The following is a 22,701-nucleotide window of genomic DNA, read 5'->3' as shown; positions in this document are numbered from 1 at the left end:
GCCGGTCAGCCCTTGCAGAGCTCTTCGGCGGTGAGGTCGGGGTCGGGCTTCTCGGCCTCGGTGAAGCCGTAGGGCTCCACCAGCTCCAGCCAGGTGCCGTCCTCGAGGATCTTCTTCAGCTCCTCGTTGAACGCCTCGCGCAGGTCGTCGTCGCCCTGCCGGAAGACCGCAGCCCCCGCACCGATCTGCTCGACGCCGTCCACGACGGGGATGAACGCCTCGGCGACCTCGACGCTGCTGTCACTCTCGGCGAGCGCCCTCAGCGAGATGCTGGTCAGCGCGAACGCGTCCGCGCGACCGGACTTCACCGCATCCAGGCCCGCCTGCTGGTCGGCCACGATCTGCAGCTGCTTGTCGGCGATGTCGTTGCCGCGCGCCTGCTCGACCTCGACCGCGCCGTTCATCACCGCGAGCTTGGCGCCGCTGTCGGCGACGGAGGCGTAGTCCGAGAGCCCCTTCGGGTTGCCCTTCGGCACGAGCAGCGCCGTGGTCGCGACGTACTCCGGGTTGGAGAAGTCGGCCTGCTCGCACCGCTCCGGAGTGATGAACATGCCGGCGGTGACCACGTCGACGCGCTCGGAGTTCAGCGCCGGGATGAGCGCGTTGAACTCGAACAGGTTCGGCTCGAGGGTCTCGATCCCGAGCTGCTCGAAGATGTAGCCGTGCACGGCGGGCGCCTCGCCGACCAGGTCACCCCCGTCCTGGAAGGCGTAGGGGCGCTCGTTGGCGAAGCCCACCTTGACCACGCCGTCGTCCTGGACCCGCTCCAGGGTGGTCCCGGCGTCCGTCGAGGCGCCGGTGCCCGGCTCGGTCTGGCTGCACGCTGCGAGGAGGCCGATGGAGGCGACGGCTCCGCCGAGGGCCAGTGCCCGGCGGGCCGGTCGAGAAGGATGCGTAGACACGTTTACCCCTTGTTCGTTGCTCGGAAGTCGGTCGACCGGGGACAGAGCAACGCTCAACGTGGATCGTGCATACGCCGAACGCGGCTCATCGCCGCAGTCGTTCGTGAGCGCTCGACGCTAGGCGGGGCGAAAATTGACAGTCAAACCAAATGCCTGGTTTGCCCGGGATCGTTACCAGGCCGTTGCGGGGTCGTCGCCAAGGTGTGTCCCCGGCGGCTCATCCTTTCGGCAGCGACAACGACTCGGTGAGCGAGCGCTGCAGCCGCTCCCAGTGCTTGGTCCACGCCTCCACCGGCGCCAGCGTCCGCTCCAGCACCTCGAGCTGGTGGTCGAGCGCGGCCAGCTCCGCCTGGAGTGCCTGGATGCTCAGCCGCTTGGCGTGCACCTCCTCGATGAGCACGCCGACCTCGGCGGTCAGCGGGGGCGCCTGTTCGGCGAGCTGGCGCAGCGAGGAGAGCATCCGGGTCACCGCGGACGGCACCGGTTCAGGCACGATCCCGAGCGCACCGCTGCCCACGTTGGCCATCAGCTCGGCGACCGCACGAGTGCGGTCGAGGAAGACGTCGATGCTGGCCTGCAGCATCCCGTGCCGCTGGTCGCTGCTCTCCGCGGCTTTCGTCGTACGTCGCGCCATGGCTCGATCGTGCTCCCACCTCGGTCGAGGTGGCAGGGCCGGAGGTCCCTACGGCCCTGCGCTCAGTGCTTGGGCTCGAGCATCTCGCTCGGGTTGGTGAAGCTCCCGTCGCAGGACTCGTACACGTGGCCGCCACTGGCGCTCTCGTCGTGGAGGTCGCTGCGGGTGCATCGTGGGCCTGTCGGGTCGTCCCACATGTGGTGTGAGCAGTTCATGTGCCTTACCCCCTGAATTCGAGTGTTGCACCGCGGGCAAGGCGCCGCTCGGATTTTCCACAGGAAGGGCACGGGCGTGTCGGGCGGCAGGTCCCGGCTCAGTCCCGGTCCTGCCAGGTGGTGATGCACACCTCGTTGCCCTCGGCATCGGCGAGCACCCAGAACGCCCTGGCCCGCGCGTCGCTCACCAGCACTCCCCCGGCGTCGAGCGCCGCCCGGATCCTCGCGTCGGCCTCGTCGTGCGGCACGGAGATGTCGAGGTGGATCCGGTTGCGCTGGGGGCGCGGCTCGTCCATCTGCTGGAACCACACGGCCGGCCCCTCGCGCAGCGGGTCGACCAGGGCATCGGTCGGTCCGTCGTACCCGGGCTCGTCGGTGTAGCCGAGCACCGCCTTCCAGAACGGCCGGATCCGCGCGATGTCGAGGGCGTCGACGGCGATCTCGAGGACCTGGACCGACCGCGCTCGACCACCGGGGGCGGTCTCGAGGCCGAGCTCGCGGAGCACGCCGGTGACCTCCTCCGCCAGCTCCACGTCGCGGCCGGTGACCGTCGCAGCGTCGGGCGTCTGCAGCGCCAGGTCGAGCCGGTCACCTCGGGGCGTGGGGGTGAGGTGGCCGGCACCGACCGGCCCGCACCGACGGACCACCGCGGCGAGCACCTCGACCGCCTGCTCGAGGTCGGCGACCGCGACCGCCGCCCGGAGCGAGCCGAGGACGTACCTCCAGCCGAGGTGTTCCACGGCCCGCGACGCCTCGGTGCGGGTCAGTGCTCGCGCGGCCACGCCTCAGTCCTCGGTGAGCTCGCGGAGGAATGCTCGGCCGCGCTCGCTCGTCGGGTGGTCGAGCACCTGCTCCGGGCCGCCCTGCTCCGCGATCCCCCGGTCTGCCATCAGCACCACCCGGTCGGCAGCCCTGCGGGCGAACCGCATCTCGTGGGTGACCACCACCATCGTCATGCCGTCGTCGGCCAGGGACCGCATCACCTGCAGGACCTCGCCGACCAGCTCCGGGTCGAGCGCGGAGGTGGGCTCGTCGAACAGCATCACGTCCGGATCCATCGCGAGTGCTCGCGCGATGGCCACCCGCTGCTGTTGGCCTCCGGACAGGTTGTCGGGGTAGGCGTCCGCCTTCTCGGACAGCCCGACACGCTCGAGGAGCTGCAGTGCCTTGGCACGCGCTTCGTCCCGGGAGCGACCGAGCACGTCCTGCTGAGCCATCGTGATGTTGTCGATGACCTTCATGTGCGGGAAGAGGTTGAAGGACTGGAACACCATCCCGATCCGGCTGCGGATGTGGTTGAGCTGCTTCTCCTCGTAGACCAGCTCCTCACCTGCGACCCGGATGCTGCCCTCCTGGATCCGCTCGAGCCCGTTGATGCAGCGCAGCAGCGTGCTCTTGCCTGCTCCCGAGGGGCCGATCAGCACGACCACCTCGCCGGGCATCACGTCGAGGTCGACGTGGTCGAGGACGACGGTGTCACCGAAGCGCTTCACGATCCCGCGCATCTGGACCACCGGCTGGTCCGAGCTGCTCGGCCATCCCTGCGACTCTTGGGTCTCGGTCACGCGGTCACCTCCGGTGTGCGCTGAGGCGGTACTCGAGCCGGTTCACCAGGAAGGTGAGGACCAGGACGATGGCCAGGTAGTAGGTCGACACGATCAGGTACATCGTGAGTGGTTCGTACGTCGACGCCGCGAGGTTGCGCGCGGTGAGGAACAGCTCCTTGTAGCCGATGAACGCGACGAGCGAGGAGTCCTTCACGGCGATGATGAACTGGCTGCCCAGCACCGGCAGGATCGCACGCAGTGCCAACGGCGCCCGCACCCGGCGCAGGGTCTTCACCCGTGACATGCCCAGCGAGCGAGACGCCTCGTTGAGACCGTCCGGCACGGACTGGAAGCCGGACCGGATGATCTCGGCGATGTAGGCCGAGTTGTGCACCGCCAGGGCGAGGGACCCTGCCCAGAACGCGTCCAGGAGCAGCACCTCGGAGATGCCGAAGTAGAGCACGAAGATCTGCGCGATCAGCGGCGTGCCGCGGATGACGCCGATGAAGCCGGTGGCCAGCCAGCGCAGGGCGGCCACCGAGCTCATCGACATCGCAGCGACCAGCGAACCCAGCACCATCGCGATCACCAGCGCGGTGGCCGTCAGGCGCAGGGTGACGATGGTCGCCTCCCCGAAGAGCGGGGCGTACTCGGCGAAGTACTCGAAGAAGCCCATGGCCTAGGAGATGTCCTGCCCGAACCACTTCTCGCTGATCTCGGCGTAGGTGCCGTCGTCCTTGATCGCGGCGAGAGCGTCGTTGAGCTGCTCGACGAGCCCGGTGTTGCCCTCGTCGACCGCGAACGCCGGCTCCTCGGAGTAGAGCGGGTCGCCGCAGGCGCGCAGGTCACGACCGGCCTGGTCGATCTGGTACAGCCCCACCAGACGGTCGGTCATCGCCCCGTCGAGCCGGCCCGCGTCCACGTCCTCCAGCGCGGTGACGTCGGAGCTGAAGGTCCGGATCTCACCGGGCCAGTCCTCGTCGGCGAGGAACGACTCGTAGGTCGTCCCCGAGGCCACGCCCACGGTGGGCTCGTTCATCTGCGTGGGGTCCTCGCAGTCGCTGTCGTTGCGGACGAACATGGTGGCGCCGGAGGTGTAGTAGCTGTCGGTGAAGTCGACGGCCTTGTCCCGCTCCTCGGTCGGCGTCATCGAGGCGATCAGCACGTCGTACCGCTTGCTCTTCACGCCCTGGATCAGGGTGTCGAAGGCACCGGTCTGGGTCTTGAGATCGAGCCCCATCTCCTCGGCGATCGCCACCGCGATGTCGTAGTCGAAGCCGGTCAGCTCGTTGTTCTCGAAGTGGCTGAAGGGTCGGAACTCGCCACTCATCGCGACGACCATCTCACCGTCGTTGATGAGTCGGGCCCCGCCGTCGCCGGCCCCGTCCTCGCCTCCGCACGCTGCCAGGGTCAGCAACGCAGCGGCACCGAGCGCCGCGGCCGTGCGGATCCGGCCGGTCCGGGGAGTCCTGGGGGTCTTCGTGCGCTTCATCCTCTGCCTCCGTCAGGCGACCCGCGCGAGGTGGCGGGATCGTGTGATCGTGCTTCGGTCAGTGCCCGACGCTAACGCGCCGACTCTCTCCGATCGTCCCGTCGGCGCCCCGCAGAGCGCCTCGACGGGGGTCCCGGAACTCCTCCCGGGAGGCCCAGAAGCCTTGGTGGCAAGGCGTTCGCGCACCGGGAGGGGAAGTTATCGGATAGTTACGTGAGCCGGGGTCTCGTGGCGTGACAAACGGCCGGCTAGGCGCCGGGAGCGCAGCTGCTGGCTGCGCACCGAGTCCGGGCAGGCGCTCGGCGACTGTCTCGCCCCCGGGGCAGCGGCGAACGCCTTCGACGTGGAGTCCGAGCTCGAGGTCACCCCGGCGTCCACGAGCCGGCCGACGCCCTGAGTCAGATGGACAGGCAGGTTCGCCCGGAACGTCGACTGCTGAGCGTGCTGGCTGCGTGGGCGGGCTCGGTCTGCCTGTTCAGATGACGGGCGGAGCGTCGACGTCCTACTCCGCCACGACCTTGCGGTCGACGCGGATCGACTCGGTGCCCTGCTGGAAGAAGTGCCGGGCTCCGCGCTGGTAGCTGAGCTCGATGTGGGTGAGGTGCGCGACCCCGGGTCGAGTGGGGGTGATGGTCACGATCATGTAGTCGCTGGCGGGCTCCAGCCCGTAGCGGAACGCCGTTCCCGGTTCCACCGGCTCCAGCTCCTTGCAGAAGTTGGCCGGCTCGTGGACGGCGCCGATCCCCGGCTTCTCGCTCTCCTTGGGGTGGCAGATGAAGAAGGCCGCAGTCGCCTCCGCCGTGTTGCGCCCGAACACCGGCCTCGCATCGTCGATCGTGACGGTCTCGGGCTCACCGCCGATCTGCGGGAAGACCACCGTGCTCGACAACGCCGCCTTCGCCACCGGTCGCGGAGCCGCGACGATGGAGTCACCGAGGTCCCCGAAGACGGTCGGGTGGGTCCACCGCCAGAGGCCGAAGCCTGTCAGTGTCACGACCACGAGTGCGGCCACGGCCTGGCCGACCCGCGCCGGACGTGACCGGCCGGACCGCCGCGCCGGGGCTGGTTCGCTCACCGGCTCAAGGTAGCGGAACCGAGCGTTCCCGGCACCGCTCGATCCCCAGTCCCTCGGGGCAGGTCAGACGTTGAAGCGGAACTCCACGACGTCGCCGTCCTGCATGACGTAGTCCTTGCCCTCCATGCGCACCTTGCCGGCGGCCTTGGCGGCGTTCATGGACCCGGCCTCCACGAGGTCGTCGAAGGAGACGATCTCGGCCTTGATGAAGCCACGCTGGAAGTCGGTGTGGATCACGCCGGCGGCCTCGGGAGCCGTTGCCCCCTTGGGGATCGTCCAGGCCCGCGTCTCCTTGGGCCCTGCGGTGAGGTAGGTCTGCAGGCCGAGGGTGTCGAAGCCGACGCGGGCGAGCACGTCGAGCCCCGGCTCGTCGATGCCCATCTCGTGGAGCATCTCGCGGGCCTCGTCCTCGTCGCCGAGCTCGACCAGCTCGGCCTCGAACTTCGCGTCGAGGAAGATCGCCTCGGAGGGTGCGACCAGGTCGCGCATCTTCTGCTTGAGCTCCTCGTCGCCGAGCTCGTCGCTGTCGCAGTTGAAGACATAGATGTAGGGCTTGGCGGTGAGCAGGCTCAGCTCGCGCAGCAGGCTCTTGTCGATCGACGTGGCGATGACCGGCGTACCGGCCTCCAGCGCAGCCTTGGCCTCGCGGACCGCCTCGAGCACCGCCGCGGTCTCCTTCTTCAGCCGCGCCTCCTTCTCCAGCCGGGGCAGCGCCTTGTCGACCGTCTGCAGGTCGGCGAGCATCATCTCGGTCTGGATCGTGGAGATGTCGTTGGCGGGGTTCACCTCACCCTCGACGTGGGTCACGTCCTCGTCGCGGAAGACGCGCGTCACCTGGCAGATCGCCGACGACTCACGGATGTGCGAGAGGAACTTGTTGCCCAGGCCCTCGCCCTCCGAGGCGCCGCGCACGATGCCGGCGATGTCGACGAACTCGACGGTCGCGGGCAGGATCTTCGCCGAGCCGAAGATCTCGGCGAGCTTGGCGAGCCGCGCGTCGGGGACCCCCACCACACCGACGTTCGGCTCGATCGTGGCGAACGGGTAGTTCGCGGCGAGCACGTCGTTCTTGGTCAGGGCGTTGAAGAGGGTCGACTTGCCCGCGTTGGGGAGACCGACGATTCCGATGGTGAGAGCCACAGGGGGCCACTCTACGGCCGGGCGGGGGCGTCGTACGAATCGAGCCTGCGGCTCACCTAAGGTGGCCGCGTGCGGATCGCCACCTTCAACGTCAACTCCATCCGCTCCCGGATCGACCGGGTCGAGGCGCTGCTCGAGCGGCACCAGATCGACGTGCTCGCCATCCAGGAGACCAAGGCCCGCGACGACCAGTGGCCGATCATGGGGCTGGAGGCGATGGGCTACGAGGTGGCGACGCTCGGCTACGACCAGTGGAACGGCGTCGCGATCGCCAGCCGGGTCGGCCTGAGCGACGTACGCCACGGCTTCGAGGGCATGCCGCAGTGGGGCGAGCCGATGACCTCCGAGGCCCGCGCGCTCGGCGCCACGTGCGGCGGCGTGCAGGTCTGGTCGCTGTACGTCCCCAACGGTCGCAAGCTCGGCGACCCGCACCTGGACTACAAGCTGGCCTGGCTCGACGCCCTGCGTACGACGGCCGCCGGTTGGCTCGCCGACGACCCGACGGCGCAGATCGCGCTGACCGGCGACTGGAACATCGCGCCGTTCGACGAGGACGTGTTCGACATCAGCCGGTTCGCCAAGAGCACCCACGTCTCACCCCCGGAGCGCGCTGCGTTCCGCGCCTTCCTGGAGTGCGGGTACGCCGACCTGGTCCGCCCGTTCGCTCCAGGGCCGGACGTCTACACGTACTGGGACTACTACCGGCAGCGTTTCGAGCGCAACCGCGGCATGCGCATCGACTTCGTCCTCGGCTCACCCGCACTCGCCGAGCGAGTCACGGGGGCGATGATCGACCGCGAGGAACGCGCCGGAGCGGGGGCCAGCGACCACGCGCCGGTGATCGTGGACATCGGCTGAGCCTGTCGCACCGAATCTGTCGGTGCCCTCCGCCACGATGAGTGGCATGGAGATCACCACGATCGTCTCGCTGCTGCTGGTCCTGGCCGTCGGCATCGCCCTGGGGGCGGTGCTCGGGGTGCTGTGGGCACGCGCGAGCAACGGTGCGGCCGACGAGGGTGCCCGGCTCGCGATCGAGGCCCGCGCCGCCGACCAGGCACTGGTGAAGGAGGGGCTGGCGCGGCTGCACGACCAGATGCGCGACCTCGAGCAGCACCGGGTCTCCTGGCAGAGCCAGCTGCGCCAGCAGGTAGAGGACGTCCGTCACTCCACCGACACGCTGCGCCGCGAGACCGCGGCGCTGTCCACGGCGCTGCGCAAGCCACAGGTCCGTGGCCGCTGGGGCGAGCTGCACCTGCGCCGCGCGGTGGAGCTGGCCGGGCTGGTGTCCCGCTGCGACTTCGCCGAGCAGGTGTCGGTGCGCGATGACAACGGCGTGCTGCGCCCCGACCTGGTGGTCCGGCTGGCCGGCGGCAAGAGCGTCGTGGTCGACGCGAAGGTCCCGCTCGACGCCTTCCTCGACGCGACCGGCGCCGACTCCGACGAGGAGCGCGACGCCCACCTGTCCCGGCACGCCCGCCAGCTCCGGCAGCACGTCGACACACTGGGCGCCAAGGCCTACTGGCGCGCGCTGCCGGCGACCCCGGAGTTCGTGGTGCTCTTCGTGCCCGGAGAGTCGTTCCTGTCCGCGGCGCTCGAGGCCGAGCCGGAGCTCCTGGAGTACGCCGCCTCGCGCCACGTCGTGCTCTCCACCCCCACGACGCTGATCGCCCTGCTCCGCACCGTCGCCTACGCCTGGACCCAGGAGGCGCTCGCCGACAAGGCCCGCGACATCCACTCCCTCGGGCGCGAGCTGCACGACCGGATCGGCGTGATGGGTGGCCACCTCGACAAGCTCGGCCGGTCGCTGACCGCAGCCGTGACCAGCTACAACAAGGCAGTCGGTTCGCTCGAGACCCGCGTGTTGGTCTCCGCACGGAAGTTCTCCGAGCTCGACACCTCGGCCCCCGCCCTCGACCCACCCGCGCCGGTCACCGAGGCGGCTCGGCCGCTGACCGCCGTGGAGCTGCTCGACGCCGTTGCGGTCGAACGTCCCGAGATCACCGCGACGGAGTCCCCCGCTCAGGGCTCAGCGGGCGGCCCCGCGGCGGCGCGTCGCGAGCAATCGGCCTGACCACGTCCTAGCGTGGGGGCGTGAGCCACCTCAGCGCTCGACCTCGCCCGCAGCCTGCGCCCGAGCGCACGCTCTGGGAGGAGGGCCGCCTGCCCGGTGGCCAGGTCGCCGCGGTGGCGCTGGTCGCCGTTCTGTCGACGGCCGCGCTGAACCTTGCGCTGACCGGGCGGCTGTCCCTGTTCTTCGACCTGACCTTCGTGGTCGTGTGCCTGGTCACCGCGTTCGCCGTCCGTCCGCGCGACTTCTTCGTCGCGGGCGTCCTGCCTCCGCTGCTCATGCTGGCGACCGTGGTCTCGCTGGCGGTCCTGGCCCGCGGCGCGGTCGCCGAGGCGGTGGACAGCCTGACCCAGGCGGTGGTCTCGGGTCTGGCCCACCACGCCGGGGGGCTCGTCGCCGGCTACGCCTCGGCGCTGATCGTCCTGGCGCTGCGCCAGGTCGGCCCGCGTCACGCCGGAGCACACCAGGTCGGGCCGCGCAGGGTGGGCTCGCACCGGGTCCGCAGGCGCTGAGCCGCGCCGTCGCGGGAGGGCCTCAGGCGACGTCGCCCTCCAGCGCCTGGACGCGCCGGCTGTCGACCCACCGGAGCCGGCCGTGCACCGAGACCAGCGTCTGCCGGCCGCGGCGGGTGACTCGCTCACCGTGGGCACGGGCGACGAAGCTCCGGTTGCCGATCGTCACCAGGGCCGGGGCTCCCGACTGGGAGGTGGAGGTTGCACCGAGCCGCTCGGCTCGAGGTGCACCGAACTTGTTGACGGTCTCTGCGAACCGGACCGGGAAAGCCTGAACCGACATCGTGGGAGGGCCTGTCTTCAGTGGTGCGAGCGGCCACGCGTCTGGACCGCGGCGATAGATACCCACCCACGCGCCGGGTATGCACGGTCTCGAAAAGTTCGCTCCGCCGTCGGCGCGGCGGCCGCCGTCAGCGAGCGGCGTGCTCCGCGGCACGCATGTCGCGACGCAGCTCCGGCGGCAGCGCGAAGATCAGCGACTCCTCGGCGGTGTGCACCGCCTTGGCGTCGGGGTAGCCGCGCTCGGCCAGAAAGGCCAGCACCCCGTCGACCAGGTCGTCGGGCACCGACGCCCCGGAGGTCACGCTGACCGTCTCCACACCGTCGAGCCAGGCCTCGTCGATCTCGCTCGCGTCGTCGACCCGGTAGGCCGCCTTGGCGCCGGCCTCGAGCGCGACCTCGACCAGGCGCACCGAGTTCGACGAGTTGCCCGAGCCCACCACGATCACCAGGTCGGCGCTGTGCGAGATCTCCTTGATCGCCATCTGACGGTTCTGCGTGGCGTAGCAGATGTCGTCCGACGGCGGGTCGAGCAGCAGCGGGAACCGCGCGCGGATCGCGTCGACGATCTCCATCGTCTCGTCGACCGACAGCGTGGTCTGGGAGAGCCAGGCCACCTTCGCCGGGTCGCGCACCTCGATGTTCGCCACGTCGTCGGGGGTCTGCACGAGCTGGATGTGCTCGGGGGCCTCACCGGCGGTGCCCTCGACCTCCTCGTGCCCGGCATGGCCGATCAGCAGGATGTCGTAGTCGTCGGTGGCGAAGCGACGGGCCTCGTGGTGCACCTTGGTCACCAGCGGGCAGGTCGCGTCGATCGTCTTCAGCGCCCGCTCCTCCGCCTGCCGGTGCACCTCGGGAGAGACGCCGTGCGCGGAGAACACCACGGTCGCGCCGACCGGGACCTCGTCGAGCTCCTCGACGAACACCGCGCCGCGGGACTCGAGGTTCGCCACGACGTGCTTGTTGTGGACGATCTGCTTGCGCACGTAGACCGGTGCGCCGTACAGGTCCAGCGCCTTCTCGACCGTGATCACCGCCCGGTCGACGCCGGCGCAGTAGCCTCGCGGCGCCGCGAGCAGCACGGCGCGCTCGGCCTGTGCCGCATCGAGGACAGGCGGAATCCCCAGGTCCGAAGTGCTCATGGGCTCCATGGTAGGTGCTCTGCCCTATGGTTCCAGGCGTGGCCATGCAGACCTCCCTCGAGCACCCGGCTCCGGTCCGGCAGATCGCGAGCGCGATCTCGGGCTGGATCGACCGGCTCGGCGCGGTGTGGGTCGAGGGCCAGATCGCGCAGCTGAACCGTCGCCAGGGGATGAACACCGTGTTCCTCACCCTGCGCGACACGGTGGCCGACATCTCGATCCCGGTCACCTGCTCCCGGCAGGTCTTCGACTCGCTCAACCCGCCGGTCGTCGAGGGCGCCAGCGTGGTGGTCTTCGCCAAGCCGTCCTACTACCCCAACCGAGGCACCCTGAGCCTCTACGCCACCGACATCAGGATGGTCGGGCTCGGCGAGCTGCTCGCCCGGCTCGAGCGACGCCGCCAGCTGCTCGCCGCCGAGGGCCTGTTCGCCCGGGAGCTCAAGCGCGGTCTGCCGTTCCTGCCGCAGGTGATCGGGCTGGTCACCGGCGCCCAGTCCGCTGCGGAGCGCGACGTGCTGGAGAACGCCCGCCGCCGGTGGCCGGCGGTCCAGTTCAAGGTCCGGCACGCCTCGATGCAGGGCCCCAACGCCGCGCGCGAGGTGATCGACGCACTCGGCGCGCTCGACCGCGACCCCGACGTCGAGGTGATCATCATCGCCCGGGGCGGCGGCTCGGTGGAGGACCTCCTGCCGTTCTCCGACGAGGGCCTGATCCGGGCGGTCCACGCGGCGCGTACGACGGTCGTCTCGGCGATCGGCCACGAGCCGGACACCCCGCTGCTCGACCTGGTCGCCGACGTCCGCGCGTCCACGCCCACCGACGCGGCCAAGATGGTCGTCCCCGACGTCCGCGAGGAGATCGACCGGATCGTGCACCTGCGCGACCGGGGCCGCGCCGTGCTGACCGGCTGGCTGGACCGGCAGCAGCACCAGCTCGACGCCGTCCGGGCGCGGCCGAGCCTGGCCGACCCGCGCAGCGGCCTCGACCAGCGCGCCCTCGAGGTGCAGGAGCTGTGCGCCCGCACCCGCCGCACGCTGCACCACAAGCTCGACCGCGCCCACAACGACCTCGCCCACCAGCTGGCGCGGGTGCGCAGCCTCTCCCCGCTGGCCACGCTCGAGCGGGGCTACGCCGTGGTGCACGACACCGATGGTCACGTGCTGACCAGCACTCAGCAGGCCAAGCCGGGCCAGGAGCTGCAGATCCGGGTCCGTGACGGCCGGGTGCACGTGAGCGTCACCGACGTGCAGACCGAGACGCCGCTGGACACCGGCGCGGCGGACACCGACCCCGAACCACCCCAGGAGCAGCCCCGATGACCGAGCCGCAGTCCAACCCCGAGCAGCTCAGCTACGAGCAGGCCCGTGAGGAGCTCGTCGAGGTGGTGCGCCGGCTCGAGGGCGGCGGCACCGACCTGGAGGAGTCGCTGGCGCTGTGGGAGCGCGGCGAGAAGCTCGCCCAGGTCTGCCAGTCCTGGCTCGACGGAGCCCGCAAGCGGCTCGACGCGGCGATCGCCGCCGAGGACGACGACGAGGCGGACGGCTCCTGAGCCCGCGGGCTCAGCGCAGGCTCTCGACGTAGTCGACGAGCACGTCGACGCCGGCCGTGCCGACGACGAGCGTGGTCACGCCGTCGACCTCGCGCACCAGCGCGGTGTCGCCGCCCTCGTCGGTCCAGGTCCGCCAGGTCTCCCCGGCCACCTGCGTCGGCTCGCCCTCGACGGCCTCGCGGTCGACGTACGTCTCGACCATGTTGTCCGGACTGCTGTGCGACTGCTCGAGGCCGACGTACCTGCCCTCGTCGGTGAGCACGCCCAGGTGCCAGCGGCTCGGTTCGGGGACGAACCGCACGCTGGTCGCCCGCCACCCCTCCGGCAGCTCCGGCGGGGCGAGCAGCGGGAAGTCGACCTGGTCCTGCGCGAAGCGCAGGGTCTGCTGGTAGTCGACGGTCTTGGCCGGGTTGTCGACGTCGGTGCGGTTGAGGTCGCGGAACAGCACGAACGCGCCCACCACGAGGAGCAGCACGATCATCGCGCCGACCATCCCGGTCGCGGACCGTTCGTACCTGCCTGGCTGCTCAGTCACGGAGTCATCCTCGCAACCGGACAAAGCCCCACGAAACAGGGGTCGCCGGACCCTGGTAAACGGACTTTCGGTCCGGTAGGCATCAGGTATGCGCACCGTTGACGCCCGTCCCCTGTCCGATGCCGACCTCGAGCTCGCCGACGCACACTGGCGCGCGGCCAACTACCTCTCGGTCGGCCAGATCTACCTGCTCGACAACCCGCTGCTGCGTGAGCCGCTCAAGCCCGAGCACATCAAGCCGCGGCTGCTCGGCCACTGGGGCACGACTCCGGGGCTGAACATGATCTACACGCACTGCGACCGCGTGATCCGCGAGCAGGACCTGGACATGATGTACGTGATCGGCCCCGGCCACGGCGGGCCGGCGATCGTGGCGCAGACCTGGCTCGAGGGGTCGTGGACCGACACCTACCCGGGCACCACGCTCGACGAGCGCGGCATGCAGCGGCTGTTCAAGCAGTTCAGCTTCCCCGGGGGCATCCCCAGCCACGTGGCGCCGGAGGTGCCGGGGTCGATCCACGAGGGCGGTGAGCTCGGCTACTCGCTGACGCATGCGTTCGGCGCGGCGTTCGACAACCCGGACCTGATCGTCACCGCGGTGGTCGGCGACGGCGAGGCGGAGACCGGTCCGCTGGCCACGTCGTGGAACGGCAGCAGGTTCCTCGACCCGCGGCGGGACGGCGCGGTGCTGCCGGTCCTGCACCTCAACGGCTACAAGATCGCCAACCCGACCGTGCTGGCGCGGATCCCCGAGGACGACCTCGACATGATGCTGCGCGGCTACGGCTGGGACCCGGTGCTGGTGGCCGGCGACGACCCCGCCGAGGTGCACCAGCAGCTGGCCGGTGCCCTCGACGAGTGCGTGGCCCGGATCAAGGAGATCCAGGCTGCGGCCCGGTCGGGCTCGGGCTCCTCCGACGCGCCGGTGCGCTGGCCGATGATCGTGATGCGCACCCCGAAGGGCTGGACCGGCCCGGAGGAGGTCGACGGGGTGCCGGTGGAGAACACCTGGCGCTCGCACCAGGTGCCGCTGGCCACGGTCCGCGAGAACGCCGAGCACCGGGCCCAGCTCGAGGAGTGGCTGCGTTCCTACCGGCCCGAGGAGCTCTTCGACGACCACGGCACCCCGGTCGAGTCGATCCGGTCCTGGGCTCCGAAGGGCGACCGGCGGATGGGGTCGAACCCCCACACCAACGGCGGCAAGGTGAGCCGGCCGCTGCACCTGCCCGACCCGCGCGACTACGCCATCGCCGTCGACGAGCCCGGCGGCACCCAGGCCGAGGGCACCCGCCCGACCGGCGCCTACCTGCGCGACGTGCTGCGGGCCAACCCCGACAACATGCGGCTGTTCGGGCCCGACGAGGTCGAGTCCAACCGGCTCACGGCCGCGCTGGAGGTGACCGACAAGAACTGGCAGCTCGAGCAGTACCCCACCGACGCCCACCTCGGTCCCGAGGGCCGCGTCATGGAGATCCTGTCGGAGCACACCTGCCAGGGCTGGCTGGAGGGCTACACGCTCACCGGCCGGCACGGGCTGTTCACCTCCTACGAGGCGTTCATCCACCTGGTCGACTCGATGTTCAACCAGCACGCGAAGTGGCTGAAGACGATCCGCGAGCTCGACTGGCGCAGCCCGATCCCGTCGCTGAACTACCTGCTCAGCTCCCACGTGTGGCGCCAGGACCACAACGGGTTCAGCCACCAGGACCCCGGCTTCATCGACCACGTGGTGAACAAGAAGGCCGAGGTGATCCGGGTCTACCTGCCGCCGGACGCCAACACCCTGCTGTGGACCATGGACCACTGCCTGCAGAGCACCAACCTGGTCAACGTGATCGTGGCCGGCAAGCAGCCCCAGCCGACCTGGCTGACCATGGAGCAGGCCGCGATGCACGCCCGCCGCGGGATCGGCATCTGGGACTGGGCCGGCAACGACGAGGGCGACCCGGACGTGGTGATGGCGTGCGCCGGCGACGTGCCGACGCTGGAGACGATGGCCGCCGTACACATCCTGCGGGAGAAGCTGCCCGACCTGCGGGTGCGCGTGGTCAACGTGATGGACCTGATGCGGCTGCAGCCGGCCTCGGAGCACCCGCACGGGCTGCCGGAGCGCGAGTTCGACGCGATCTTCGGCACCGACGTGCCGATCATCTTCGCCTACCACGGCTACCCGTGGCTGATCCACCGGCTGACCTACCGGCACACCAGCCACGAGCACCTGCACGTGCGTGGCTACAAGGAGGAAGGTACGACGACCACCCCGTTCGACATGGTGGTGCGCAACGACATGGACCGCTTCCACCTCGTCATGGACGTGATCGACCGGGTGCCCGGCCTCGCCCAGCGGGCCGCGGTGCTGCGCCAGGAGATGCAGGACCTGCGGGCCAAGCACCGCGCCTACGTCAACGAGCACGGCGCGGACATGCCGGAGGTCACCGACTGGCTGTGGATCCCCAGCGACAACCAGGAGTCCGCGGAGACCTGATCCCCACGGACGTCAGGGGCACCCCGGTCGCGACGGCGGCCGGGGTGCCGTCGTCTCAGCCGCGCAGGGCGGGGAGCAGCTCGGACTCGGCGAACCGGAGGAAGTCCTCCTGGCCCTCGTCACCGATCTGGACGACCGCGACGTCGGTGAAGCCGGCCTGCTCGAACTCCCGGACCGCGTCGACGACCGCGCCGACGTCGGGTCCGCACGGGATCGACCCGGCGACGTCCTCGGGCCGCACGAACTGCGTCGCCCCGGCGAACCCGGCGGGACCCGGCAGCTCGGCGTTGACCTTCCAGCCGCCGCCGAACCAGCGGAACTCGCGATGGGCGCGCCCGACCGCGCGGTCCCGGTCGGGGTCCCAGCAGATCGGGATCTGCCCGATCTTGCGGGAGTCGCCCTGCCTGGCGCCGTCCCACATCTGGAGCAGGTCGGGCTCCGGCTCGGTGGTGATCAGGTGGTCGGCGAGCGGCGCGAACGTGGTGACCGACTGCTCGCCGGAGACCGCCACCCCGACCTCGACGCGCTCCTCCGGCAGGTCCCACAGCTTCGCGGAGTCCACCCGGAAGTGCTCGCCCTTGAAGTCGACGTACCCCCCGTCGAGCAGCTGGGTGATGATCCGCACCGCCTCCTCGAGCATCTCGTGGCGGACGTTCACCGGCGGCCAGCCCTGACCGACGACGTGCTCGTTGAGGTTCTCCCCGGCGCCGAGACCGAGCGTGAACCGGTTGTCGCTGAGGATGCCGACGGTCGCGGCCTTCTGCGCGACCACCGCAGGGTGGTAGCGCATGATCGGACAGGTCACGTAGGTCATCAGCTCGACCCGGTCGGTGACCTGGCTGACCGCGCCCAGCATGCTCCAGGCGTACCCGGCGTGGCCCTGCCCGTCGAGCCACGGGAAGTAGTGGTCGCTCATCACCTCGAAGTCGAAGCCGGCCCGCTCGGCGGCAGCGGCGTACTTCACCAGCTCGCGGGGCCCGGACTGCTCGGTCATCAGGGTGTAGCCGTAGCGCGTCATCTGCTCTCCTCCGGTGGGGGGCGTACGACGTTCCTCTACCCGCCTGGACCACCCGGGATGCGGGATCCGCAGGTGCGGCAGAAAGGTGGCCGTTCTGGCCGCAGATGCGGCAGACTGACCCGGTGACCACCTACCGCGTCGCCGAGGCCGCCGACATCCTCGGGGTCAGCGACGACACCTTGCGCCGATGGATCGACGCCGGCCGGCTCAGCGCACTGACCACCCCCGAGGGCCGCACCGCCCTGCCCGGCGCGGATCTGGCGAGGTTCGCCAAGGAGCTCGCCGACGCCGGACCCGAGGGCCTGACCCACGCCAGCCGAGCCCAGGCGGTGAGCGCCCGCAACCGGATGCGCGGGATCGTCACCGCGGTGAAGAAGGACCAGGTGATGGCGCAGGTGGAGCTGGTCTGCGGGCCCTACCGCGTGGTGTCCCTGATGAGCTCCGAGGCGGCCGACGAGCTCGGGCTCGAGCCCGGGGTGCTCGCGATCGCCTCGGTGAAGTCGACCAACGTGGTGGTGGAGCTGCCGTGAGCACACGACGCCGATCCGGGCGGTCCAGGGGCGCGCGCACCGCCGCGGCCACGCTTGCCCTGGCCTCACTGGCAGCGACCGCGGCGTGCAGCGACGACCCCGGCGCCGGCGAGAACGGCCGGACGAAGCTCACGGTGCTCGCCGCCTCGTCGCTCACCGAGCCGTTCGAGACCCTGGCCGACCGCTTCGAGGACGACCACCCCGACGTCCGGGTCGCGGTCAGCTTCGGCTCGAGCGCGACGATCGCTGCACAGGTCGCCGCCGGAGCGCCGGCCGACGTGGTGGCCACCGCCGATGCCGTGACGATGGCGATCCTCGAGGACGACGACCTCGTCGTCGGGGACGCGACGGTGTTCGCCAGCAACCAGCTGGCGCTCGTCGTACCCGCCGACAACCCGGCCGGCATCCAGGAGCTCGGCGACCTGGAGCAGGCCGACTACGTGGCCTGTGTCCCCTCCGCCCCGTGCGGCTCCCTGGCGCAGCAGGTGCTGAAGGAGGCCGGCATCACGCGGCCGCCGGCGAGCCTCGAGGTCGACGACAAGGCCGTCCTCACCAAGGTGATGCTCGACGAGGCCGACGCCGGCCTGGTCTACGCCAGCGACGTGGTCGCCGCGGGCGGCGACGTCGAGCAGGTCCCGCTGCCCGGCGGCACCGGACCCGCCACCAGCTACCCGGTCGCGGTCGTCGCGCGCAGCGAGCACCGCGAGCTCGCCGACGCGTGGCTCGAGCTGCTGCTCTCCCCCGACGGGCAGCAGGCGTTGGCGGAGGCGGGGTTCGGAGCGGCCGAGGAGGGCCGGTGACCCGGAGCCGGCACCGGCTCGGACCGGCCCCGGCACACCTGGTGGTCCTCGCCGGGCTCGGCCTGGTCTTCCTGCTCCTCCCCCTCGGCGCACTGCTCGCGCGCACCCCGCTGCGCGGCATGCCCGAGCGGATCACGGACCCGGTCGTCCTCGACGCCCTGTGGCTGTCGGTCTGGACGGCGACCGCGTCGACCGCGATCGCCCTCGTCGTCGGCCTGCCGATGGCCTGGGCGCTGGCGCGGGTCGACTTCCCCGGCCGCTCCCTGGTCCGGGTCCTGGTCACCGTCCCGCTCGTGCTCCCGCCGGTGGTCGCCGGCGTGGCCCTGCTCTCCGCGTTCGGCCGCACCGGTGTGGTCGGCGCACCCCTGCGCGAGCTCGGCGTCTCGATCCCGTTCACCTCCACCGCGGTGGTCATCGCGCACACCTTCGTGGTGCTGCCGTTCCTCGTGGTCAGCGTGGAGGGCGCGCTGCGCGCCGCCGGCGGCGAGTACGACGAGGTGGCCGCCGTGCTGGGTGCATCGCGCGGCCGGACGTTCCGCACGGTCACCGTGCCGATTGCGCTGCCGGGCATCGCCGCGGGACTCGTGCTGGGCTGGGCCCGGTCGCTGGGCGAGTTCGGCGCCACGATCACCTTCGCCGGCAACTTCCCCGGCGTCACCCAGACCATGCCGCTGGCGGTCTACCAGGCCCTGCAGAGCGACCCGGAGGCCGCGCTGGTGCTCAGCGTGATCATGCTGGCCGGCTCGGTCGCCGTGCTCGCCCTGCTCCGCGAGCGGTGGCTCGGCCAGGTGGCGCCATGACCTACCTCGACGCCCACGTCGACGTACGCCGGCCCGGGTTCGAGCTCGACGCGACGCTGACCGCCGAACCCGGCGACGTGCTCGCCGTGATCGGGCCCAACGGCGCCGGCAAGTCCACCCTGGTCCGTGCCCTGGCCGGGCTGCTCCCGCTCGACGGCGGCCACGTCACCTGCGCCGGGCAGACCTGGGAGGTGGCCGGCGACCGGCCGGTGCCGGTGCAGGAGCGGCGCACCGGCATGGTGTTCCAGAACCAGCTGCTGTTCCCCCACCTCACCGCCCGCGACAACGTCGCGTTCGGCCTCCGCTCCCGAGGCGTACGACGGGCACCGGCTCGCGCGAGCGCCCAGGCCTGGCTGGACCGTCTCGGGGTCGGCGCACTCGCCGAGCGGAGGCCGACTCAGCTGTCCGGCGGCCAGGCCCAGCGCGTCGCGATCGCCCGCGCCCTGGCCACCGAGCCCCGGCTGCTGCTCCTCGACGAGCCGCTGGCCGCGCTCGACGTCAGGGTCGCGATGGAGCTGCGCGTCGAGCTGGCCCGCCACCTGTCGGAGTTCGGCGGGGTCAGTGTGCTGGTCACCCACGACGCGATCGACACCCTGACGATCGCCAACCGGGTCGTGGTGCTCGACGACGGCAGGGTGGCACAGGTCGGGACACCGGCGGAGGTGGCCCAGCAGCCGCAGACCGACCACGTCGCGCGGCTGATGGGGCTCAACGTGCTCCGCGGCCGCAGCCGCGGGACCGTCGTACGCCTGGCCGACGGGACCGCCCTGGTGACCGCCACGGAGGCCGAGGGCGAGGTCAACGCCTGCTTCGGCCCCGAGGCGGTCTCGCTGATGCTCGACGAGCCGGCCGGCAGCGCCCGCAACCACTGGCGCGGGACGGTCGCCTCGGTCGTCCCGCACGGGTCCGCGGTGCGGGTGCACCTGAAGGGCGCGCAGGAGCTGATCGCCGACGTCACCCCGGGTTCGGTGACGGCGCTGGGCCTGACGCCGGGCCGCGAGGTGTGGGCGGCGGTCAAGGCGACCGAGGTGCGGGTCTACGGCGCGACCAGCGGCGAGCGCCCGTGACCTCTCCGTTACCATCTCGCTATGTCTGAGACCCTCCTCCCGCCTGATCTCTCCGCCGCGCACGACGCCCCCGACCGGAACCTGGCGCTGGAGCTGGTCCGCGTCACCGAGGCCGCCGCGATGGCTGCCGGCCGCTGGGTGGGCCGAGGGGACAAGAACGGCGCCGACGGCGTCGCGGTGAACGCGATGCGGGTGCTGATCTCCACCGTCGGGATGCGCGGCACGGTCGTGATCGGCGAGGGCGAGAAGGACAACGCGCCGATGCTGTTCAACGGCGAGGAGGTCGGCGACGGCACCGGCCCCGAGTGCGACGTGGCGGTCGACCCGATCGACGGCACGACGCTGACCGCCAAGGGCATGGCCAACGCGGTCTCGGTGCTCGCGGTCAGCCCGCGCGGCTCGATGTTCGACCCGTCGGCGGTGTTCTACATGGAGAAGCTGGCCGTCGGCCCGGAGGCCGCCGACGTCGTCGACATCCGCTACCCCGTCGCGGAGAACATCGCACGCGTGGCGAAGGCCAAGGGCAGCGCCGCGGAGGACGTCACCGTCGTGGTCCTCGACCGGCCGCGGCACGACGACCTGGTCCGCGAGATCCGCGAGACCGGCGCCCGGATCAAGTTCATCACCGACGGCGACGTCGCCGGCGCCATCATGGCTGCCCGCGCCGACACCGGCATCGACATGCTGATGGGGATCGGCGGCACCCCGGAGGGCATCATCGCGGCCACCGCGATGAAGTGCATGGGTGGCGTCATCCAGGCCCGGCTGTGGCCCACCGACGACGAGGAGCGTCAGAAGGCGATCGACGCGGGCCACGACCTCGACCCCGAGTCGATCCTGGCCACCGACGACCTGGTGACCGGCGACGACTGCTTCTTCGTCGCCACCGGGATCACCGACGGCGAGCTGATGCGCGGGGTGCGCTACCGCGCCGGCGGCGCCACCACCCACTCCCTCGTGATGCGCTCACGGTCGGGGACGATCCGCTCGATCACCAGCGAGCACCGGCTGGAGAAGCTGCGGTCCTACTCCGCGATCGACTTCGAGCACTAGGTCACCATGTCGCGGCTGCCGTTCGTGGTGGTGGGTGAGGCCCTGGTCGACATCGTGGTGCCCGTGGCCGGCGAGACCACCGAGGCGGTCGGCGGCTCCCCGCTGAACGTCGCCGTCGGGCTGGCGCGCCTGGAGGTGCCGACCCTGCTGATCACCCGCGTCGGCGACGACGAGCGCGGCAGCCGGGTGGTCGACCACGTCCGCGGCGCCGGCGCCGAGGTCACCGGCAGCTCGGTCGTGCCCGGGACGCGGACGAGCACGGCCACCGCACGGCTCGGCGAGACCGGCGCGGCCAGCTACGAGTTCGACCTGGTGTGGGACCTGGCCCACCACACCCTGCCCGACGCCGCCGCCCTCCACGTCGGCTCCCTCGGCGCCAGTCTTCCGCCCGGCCGTGACGCCGTGTTCGACCTGGTCCGCCAGGCCGAGGAGCGCGGGCTGCTGGTCAGCTACGACCCCAACGTCCGCCCGGCCCTGATGAGCGATCCGGAGGTCGCCTGGCGCGACCTCACCGGGCTCGCCGGCCACTGCCGGCTGGTCAAGGTCAGCGACGAGGACCTCGCAGCGCTGCGGCCCGACGTCCCGCTGGAGGAGCTCGCGCACGGGCTACTCCGTGAGTCCACCGAGCTCGTGGTCGTGACCCGTGGCGCGGCCGGTGCGAGCGCCTACACCCCCGGACTCGCGGTGCACGAGCCGGCGCTGTCGGTCGACGTCGTGGACACGGTCGGCGCGGGCGACTCGTTCATGGCCGGGCTGCTCGCCGTACTCGACGGCTGGGACGTGCCCGAGGACGGGCCGGGAGCCCTGGACGCCCTCGACGAGGACCACCTGCGGCTGCTGCTGCGCGGCGCGCTCGCGGTCGCGGCCGTGACCTGCTCGCGCCGGGGAGCAGACCCGCCTAGGCGACCGGAGCTGCCGACAACCTGGCCGTTGTAGCCGGGACGGCTGCCGCCTCGCGGCGCTCGCGGCTCTCCTGCAGGGTGCGGGTCACGATGTCGAAGACCACCGGGTCGATGGCCATGCCGAGGTGGCTGGTGCTCACCTCGACAGTCTCGGCACCCGGGTCGAGGCAGCCGCGCCAGTCGATGATCCCGTCGCGACGGGAGAAGATCGAGGTGAACGCCACCGAGGGGTCCAGCTCCTCGCGGGACTGCTCCCAGCTCAGCCGCGCGCAGTCGCCCGAGGTGCAGTCCTCACCCATCAGCCCGCCGAGTCCGGCCCGGCGCAGCGCGGTCACCACGGCGAGGTCGAACGCGAGGACCGAGTGGATCGCGCCGGGGGCGAGCAGCGGGCTGCCCATGGTGATGATCCCGTCGACCAGGTCCGGCCGGCGTGCCGCGATGCCGCGGGCGAGCAGGCCGCCGAGGCTGTGGCCGACGATGGTGACCTTGCGCTCGCGCTTGATCGAGATCGCCTCGATCCGTCGCTCGAGGGCGTAGGACGCCTCCTGGGTGCAGCCGACGTTGGCGTGCATCGTCGACCGGTAGGTGCGGTAGCCGAGCTTGCGCAGGTGCCGCGACATCAGCAGCAGCGAGGAGTCCCCGGCCATGAACCCGGGGACCAGCACCACCGGGTCGACCGAGCGGACCGGCGTCAGCGAGGCGTACGGCGTCCGGCGGCCCTTCAGCCGGTCCCCGGCGCTGCGGCGCGCCAGCCGCGCACCTTCCAGGACCGCGCTGCCCTCCCGGGCGATGGCGCGCAGCCCGCTCGGGCCCTGGTAGCCAGGGGGGCAGAGGAATGCTCCGAGCGGTGACACCACGGCGACCTCCCAGTCGTAGTACGCAGGATGTGACGTTAGCCACTTCTGCGCATCCCCAAACCTAGTGAATCCGAACCGTTACCCCGTTCTTCGACGCGC

General features: G+C 71.3%; 26 protein-coding genes. 12 read left to right on the top strand and 14 right to left on the bottom strand.

Annotated features, from left to right (window positions below):
- Positions 1 to 5: 5 nt before the first annotated feature.
- The 9 genes from ehuB to ychF all read right to left on the bottom strand — a co-directional run bounded on the left by ehuB (position 6) and on the right by ychF (position 7,005).
- Positions 6 to 902 (bottom strand): ectoine/hydroxyectoine ABC transporter substrate-binding protein EhuB, encoded by an 897-nt coding sequence (ehuB, locus tag ACYVIH_RS13215; RefSeq protein ID WP_460869916.1) that lies wholly within the window; start codon positions 900 to 902, stop codon positions 6 to 8.
- A gap of 217 nt (positions 903 to 1,119) precedes the next feature.
- Positions 1,120 to 1,536, bottom strand: a complete 417-nt coding sequence (locus tag ACYVIH_RS13210) for a hypothetical protein (protein WP_460869915.1) — start codon at positions 1,534 to 1,536, stop codon at positions 1,120 to 1,122.
- Positions 1,537 to 1,598: 62 nt separating this feature from the next.
- Positions 1,599 to 1,751, bottom strand: coding sequence for a hypothetical protein (locus ACYVIH_RS13205; RefSeq protein WP_460869914.1), 153 nt, complete (start codon positions 1,749 to 1,751; stop codon positions 1,599 to 1,601).
- Between the two features lie 98 nt (positions 1,752 to 1,849).
- A complete protein-coding gene (locus ACYVIH_RS13200) occupies positions 1,850 to 2,533 on the bottom strand; it encodes a VOC family protein (protein WP_460869913.1) in 684 nt (227 codons plus the stop codon).
- Positions 2,534 to 2,536: 3 nt separating this feature from the next.
- The gene (locus ACYVIH_RS13195) at positions 2,537 to 3,256 is read right to left on the bottom strand and encodes an amino acid ABC transporter ATP-binding protein (RefSeq protein ID WP_460869962.1); all 720 of its coding nucleotides are present in this window, start codon (positions 3,254 to 3,256) and stop codon (positions 2,537 to 2,539) included.
- A gap of 64 nt (positions 3,257 to 3,320) precedes the next feature.
- Positions 3,321 to 3,974: an amino acid ABC transporter permease gene (locus tag ACYVIH_RS13190; protein WP_460869912.1), complete on the bottom strand. Its 654-nt coding sequence runs from the start codon at positions 3,972 to 3,974 to the stop codon at positions 3,321 to 3,323.
- Between the two features lie 3 nt (positions 3,975 to 3,977).
- On the bottom strand, positions 3,978 to 4,790 hold the full coding sequence (locus tag ACYVIH_RS13185) for a transporter substrate-binding domain-containing protein (protein WP_460869911.1): 813 nt from the start codon (positions 4,788 to 4,790) through the stop codon (positions 3,978 to 3,980).
- 502 nt (positions 4,791 to 5,292) lie between these two features.
- On the bottom strand, positions 5,293 to 5,865 hold the full coding sequence (locus ACYVIH_RS13180; RefSeq protein WP_460869910.1) for a hypothetical protein: 573 nt from the start codon (positions 5,863 to 5,865) through the stop codon (positions 5,293 to 5,295).
- A gap of 63 nt (positions 5,866 to 5,928) precedes the next feature.
- A complete protein-coding gene (gene ychF, locus ACYVIH_RS13175) occupies positions 5,929 to 7,005 on the bottom strand; it encodes a redox-regulated ATPase YchF (RefSeq protein ID WP_460869909.1) in 1,077 nt (358 codons plus the stop codon).
- Between the two features lie 69 nt (positions 7,006 to 7,074).
- Between ychF and ACYVIH_RS13170 the strand changes: the two genes are divergently transcribed.
- The 3 genes from ACYVIH_RS13170 to ACYVIH_RS13160 are packed head-to-tail and all read left to right on the top strand — an operon-like array spanning position 7,075 to position 9,585.
- Positions 7,075 to 7,863, top strand: a complete 789-nt coding sequence (locus tag ACYVIH_RS13170; protein ID WP_460869908.1) for an exodeoxyribonuclease III — start codon at positions 7,075 to 7,077, stop codon at positions 7,861 to 7,863.
- 46 nt (positions 7,864 to 7,909) lie between these two features.
- Positions 7,910 to 9,076 (top strand): DNA recombination protein RmuC, encoded by a 1,167-nt coding sequence (locus ACYVIH_RS13165; protein WP_460869907.1) that lies wholly within the window; start codon positions 7,910 to 7,912, stop codon positions 9,074 to 9,076.
- A gap of 20 nt (positions 9,077 to 9,096) precedes the next feature.
- A complete protein-coding gene (locus ACYVIH_RS13160; protein ID WP_460869906.1) occupies positions 9,097 to 9,585 on the top strand; it encodes a DUF6542 domain-containing protein in 489 nt (162 codons plus the stop codon).
- A gap of 22 nt (positions 9,586 to 9,607) precedes the next feature.
- Here ACYVIH_RS13160 and ACYVIH_RS13155 read toward each other — a convergent pair whose 3' ends face one another.
- Together ACYVIH_RS13155 and ACYVIH_RS13150 are read right to left on the bottom strand one after the other, a co-directional pair.
- Complete coding sequence (locus tag ACYVIH_RS13155; RefSeq protein WP_460869905.1) at positions 9,608 to 9,868, bottom strand: hypothetical protein; 261 nt, start codon at positions 9,866 to 9,868, stop codon at positions 9,608 to 9,610.
- A 127-nt stretch (positions 9,869 to 9,995) separates the two neighbouring features.
- Entirely contained in the window at positions 9,996 to 11,006 is a 1,011-nt protein-coding gene (locus ACYVIH_RS13150) for a 4-hydroxy-3-methylbut-2-enyl diphosphate reductase (protein ID WP_460869904.1), read from the bottom strand.
- 38 nt (positions 11,007 to 11,044) lie between these two features.
- On the opposite strand from ACYVIH_RS13150, the gene xseA reads away from it, so the two are divergent.
- Both xseA and ACYVIH_RS13140 read left to right on the top strand, forming a co-directional pair.
- Positions 11,045 to 12,325: an exodeoxyribonuclease VII large subunit gene (gene xseA / locus ACYVIH_RS13145; protein ID WP_460869903.1), complete on the top strand. Its 1,281-nt coding sequence runs from the start codon at positions 11,045 to 11,047 to the stop codon at positions 12,323 to 12,325.
- Positions 12,322 to 12,555 carry an exodeoxyribonuclease VII small subunit gene (locus ACYVIH_RS13140; RefSeq protein ID WP_460869902.1) on the top strand — a complete coding sequence of 78 codons (234 nt, stop codon included), beginning with the start codon at positions 12,322 to 12,324 and terminating at the stop codon, positions 12,553 to 12,555. The genes xseA and ACYVIH_RS13140 overlap by 4 nt, the downstream gene beginning before the upstream one ends.
- 10 nt (positions 12,556 to 12,565) lie before the next feature.
- Here the strand turns inward: ACYVIH_RS13140 and ACYVIH_RS13135 are convergent, their stop codons facing one another.
- Positions 12,566 to 13,090 (bottom strand): DUF4245 domain-containing protein, encoded by a 525-nt coding sequence (locus ACYVIH_RS13135; RefSeq protein WP_460869901.1) that lies wholly within the window; start codon positions 13,088 to 13,090, stop codon positions 12,566 to 12,568.
- Between the two features lie 88 nt (positions 13,091 to 13,178).
- On the opposite strand from ACYVIH_RS13135, the gene ACYVIH_RS13130 reads away from it, so the two are divergent.
- Complete coding sequence (locus tag ACYVIH_RS13130) at positions 13,179 to 15,575, top strand: phosphoketolase family protein (protein WP_460869900.1); 2,397 nt, start codon at positions 13,179 to 13,181, stop codon at positions 15,573 to 15,575.
- 55 nt (positions 15,576 to 15,630) lie between these two features.
- Here ACYVIH_RS13130 and ACYVIH_RS13125 read toward each other — a convergent pair whose 3' ends face one another.
- Positions 15,631 to 16,593 carry an LLM class F420-dependent oxidoreductase gene (locus ACYVIH_RS13125; RefSeq protein ID WP_460869899.1) on the bottom strand — a complete coding sequence of 321 codons (963 nt, stop codon included), beginning with the start codon at positions 16,591 to 16,593 and terminating at the stop codon, positions 15,631 to 15,633.
- A 122-nt stretch (positions 16,594 to 16,715) separates the two neighbouring features.
- Between ACYVIH_RS13125 and ACYVIH_RS13120 the strand changes: the two genes are divergently transcribed.
- From ACYVIH_RS13120 to ACYVIH_RS13095, 6 genes are read left to right on the top strand one after another with little or no spacing between them, the layout of a single operon-like run.
- Entirely contained in the window at positions 16,716 to 17,123 is a 408-nt protein-coding gene (locus tag ACYVIH_RS13120) for a TOBE domain-containing protein (protein ID WP_460869898.1), read from the top strand.
- Positions 17,120 to 17,923, top strand: a complete 804-nt coding sequence (modA, locus tag ACYVIH_RS13115) for a molybdate ABC transporter substrate-binding protein (RefSeq protein WP_460869897.1) — start codon at positions 17,120 to 17,122, stop codon at positions 17,921 to 17,923. The genes ACYVIH_RS13120 and modA overlap by 4 nt, the downstream gene beginning before the upstream one ends.
- Positions 17,920 to 18,723, top strand: coding sequence for an ABC transporter permease (locus tag ACYVIH_RS13110; RefSeq protein WP_460869896.1), 804 nt, complete (start codon positions 17,920 to 17,922; stop codon positions 18,721 to 18,723). Before modA ends, ACYVIH_RS13110 begins: the two co-directional genes overlap by 4 nt.
- Entirely contained in the window at positions 18,720 to 19,790 is a 1,071-nt protein-coding gene (locus ACYVIH_RS13105) for an ABC transporter ATP-binding protein (RefSeq protein WP_460869895.1), read from the top strand. Before ACYVIH_RS13110 ends, ACYVIH_RS13105 begins: the two co-directional genes overlap by 4 nt.
- A 21-nt stretch (positions 19,791 to 19,811) precedes the next feature.
- Positions 19,812 to 20,843: a class II fructose-bisphosphatase gene (gene glpX, locus ACYVIH_RS13100; RefSeq protein WP_460869894.1), complete on the top strand. Its 1,032-nt coding sequence runs from the start codon at positions 19,812 to 19,814 to the stop codon at positions 20,841 to 20,843.
- 6 nt (positions 20,844 to 20,849) lie between these two features.
- Positions 20,850 to 21,779, top strand: a complete 930-nt coding sequence (locus ACYVIH_RS13095) for a carbohydrate kinase family protein (protein WP_460869893.1) — start codon at positions 20,850 to 20,852, stop codon at positions 21,777 to 21,779.
- On the opposite strand, the gene ACYVIH_RS13090 is transcribed toward ACYVIH_RS13095, so the two are convergent.
- Entirely contained in the window at positions 21,742 to 22,602 is an 861-nt protein-coding gene (locus tag ACYVIH_RS13090; protein WP_460869892.1) for an esterase/lipase family protein, read from the bottom strand. The genes ACYVIH_RS13095 and ACYVIH_RS13090 overlap by 38 nt on opposite strands.
- Between the last annotated feature and the right edge of the window lie 99 nt (positions 22,603 to 22,701).

It is taken from the genome of Nocardioides pakistanensis, from assembly GCF_054781215.1.
This window is presented reverse-complemented; position numbering and strand designations above follow the sequence as displayed.